Source organism: Nitrospirota bacterium (assembly GCA_040756155.1).
Lineage (GTDB): Bacteria > Nitrospirota > Thermodesulfovibrionia > JACRGW01 > JBFLZU01 > JBFLZU01.
Map to the genome: position 1 here is coordinate 4,240 of JBFLZU010000127.1, position 2,482 is coordinate 6,721.

Annotated in this window: 4 protein-coding genes; all 4 read left to right on the forward strand. The window is 41.5% G+C overall.

Annotated features, from left to right (window positions below):
- A partial coding sequence (locus AB1488_12045) for a tetraacyldisaccharide 4'-kinase (protein MEW6410816.1) occupies nt 1-299 on the forward strand: 299 nt, incomplete at its 5' end.
- Nucleotides 300-311: 12 nt separating this feature from the next.
- Nucleotides 312-767, forward strand: coding sequence for a ribose 5-phosphate isomerase B (gene rpiB / locus AB1488_12050; protein MEW6410817.1), 456 nt, complete (start codon nt 312-314; stop codon nt 765-767).
- 14 nt (nt 768-781) lie between these two features.
- Complete coding sequence (gene glyA / locus AB1488_12055; protein ID MEW6410818.1) at nt 782-2,023, forward strand: serine hydroxymethyltransferase; 1,242 nt, start codon at nt 782-784, stop codon at nt 2,021-2,023.
- On the forward strand, nt 2,020-2,478 hold the full coding sequence (nrdR, locus tag AB1488_12060; protein ID MEW6410819.1) for a transcriptional regulator NrdR: 459 nt from the start codon (nt 2,020-2,022) through the stop codon (nt 2,476-2,478). Before glyA ends, nrdR begins: the two co-directional genes overlap by 4 nt.
- Nucleotides 2,479-2,482: the final 4 nt, after the last annotated feature.

Consider the following 2,482-nt stretch of genomic DNA (forward strand, 5'->3'; position numbering starts at 1 on the left):
TTGTCAAGGAAATCATTTACCCTGATCACCATCTTTATAAAGAAAAGGATTTAGTACAGATTGAACAACTTTCTATCAATAATGGTGCAGAGGCTGTCGTTACTACAGAGAAAGATGCTGTAAAACTTTTCTCTTATAGAAGAAAGACCAACCACAGTCCCGGGGCACCCCAACTAAGGGACACCCCAAAAAGTCGTAGAATTTTTGGGGACCCTCCTCTTTATACCCTAAGAATAAATTTTTCAACTTTGGATAATAATGAGATTAAAAATTTCCTTGACAAAAAAAGGAGGATTTAATATTTTGCTTCAATGAAGATCGGGATAGCCTGCGATCACGCTGGATTTAATCTAAAAGAAATCATTATATCCTTTCTAAAAGATAGCGGTATAGAATTTGATGATTATGGAACCTTTGAATGTGAATCAGTTGATTATCCTGACTACGGGCTTCGAGTCGCCGAGGCAGTAAGCAAATGTGAGGTAGAAAGAGGCATCCTTATCTGTGGAACGGGTATTGGTATGTCTATAGTGGCAAATAAGGTTTCAGGTGTGAGGGCAGCTTTGTGTAATGACCTCTTTACAGCAAAGATGAGCAGACTGCATAATGATGCCAATGTCCTGACCATTGGTGGCAGGATTGTTGGAGCAGATTTAGCCAGAGAGATAGTGAATGTATGGCTGAATACACCATTCGAGGGTGGTAGACATTCAAGGCGAGTGGAAAAGATAATGGAGATAGAAAGAAAGTTACGGAGTAAAAGATAAGAGGTTGAGAGGATATGAACCTTAATGGGTTAAAAGAGACAGACCCTGAAATCTATGAGTTCATACAACTGGAAAAGGCGAGAGAAGATAATAATATTGTCCTGATTGCCTCTGAGAACTATGCAAGCAAGGCGGTGATTGAGGCACAGGGCTCTATTCTTACAAATAAATATGCTGAGGGATACCCGAAGAAGAGGTATTACGGTGGATGCGAATATGTTGATGAGGTTGAGTTTATGGCAATAAAGAGGGCAAAAGAGCTTTTCGGTGCCGATCATGTTAATGTACAGCCACACTCTGGCACACAGGCAAATATGGCTGTCTACCTTGCTGTCCTCAAACCAGGCGATACCATACTGGGCATGAGCCTTACCCATGGTGGACACCTTTCTCACGGTTCCCCTGTTAACTTTTCAGGGATGCTTTATAACAGTGTTTTTTATGGTGTTGATAAGGAAACAGGAAGTATCGATCACGACACTGTAATGCAGATAGCAAAAAAGCACAAACCAAAGATGATAGTTGTGGGTGCAAGTGCTTATTCACGGATATTTGATTTTAAGTCATTCAGACAGATAGCAGACTCTGTAGGGGCATACCTTATGGCAGATGTTGCCCACATTGCAGGGCTTATTGCTGCTGGTATTCATCCAAGCCCTGTTCCTTACGTAGACTTTGTGACTACCACTACGCATAAGACCTTAAGGGGTCCCAGGGGTGGTATGATTATGTGTAAGGAGCAATATTCAAAGGTGATAGATAAAATGATATTCCCAGGCATACAGGGTGGACCACTCATGCATGTGATTGCAGCTAAATCTGTGGCATTTAAGGAGGCATTGACTTCAGAATTTAGAGATTATCAGATGCAGGTGGTAAAAAACGCAAAGATACTCTGTGAAGAGCTTATGAAGAGGGGTTTCAAGATAGTCTCTGATGGCACTGACAATCATATGATGCTGATGGATCTCACTAATAAAGGGATAACCGGTAAAGAGGCGGAAAAGGCACTTGAGTCAGCAGGTATAACAGCCAATAAAAATACAATTCCGTTTGATTCTCAACCACCCGCTATAACCAGTGGTCTCCGCATAGGGACCCCTATCGTTACTACACGGGGGATGAAGGAATCACAGATGAAAGAAATAGCCATGTTAATATCTGAGGTATTGGATAACCATGATAGGGAATCCGTGATTTCTGATGTTCGGAGAAAGGTTAGTGGGCTTTGTGAACAATATCCAATAATTATATGAGATGCCCTTTCTGTAGCCACGATGAAACAAAGGTCATAGATTCAAGAGAGAGTAAGGATGGTGCAGAAATAAGGAGGCGAAGGGAATGCCCTTCCTGTGAGAAGAGATTTACCACATACGAAAGGGTAGAAGAACTACTTCCAATGGTAATAAAGAAAGATGGGAGAAGGGAGACCTTCGACAGGCAGAAGATACTCACAGGTCTCAAGAAGGCATGCGAGAAGAGACCGATAAGTATTGAAGACCTTGAAAATCTCACTAATGCGATAGAAAAAGAATTGATGGAATCATCACAGAAGGAAGTTCCAAGTTCATTGATAGGTGAGGCTGTAATGAAAAGGCTTCATACCCTTGACGGTGTTGCCTATGTAAGATTTGCCTCTGTTTATAGACAGTTCGAGGATATAAGCGAGTTCATGAAGGCAGTGAGAAGCCTCCTTGAATCCAAAAAATAAATGT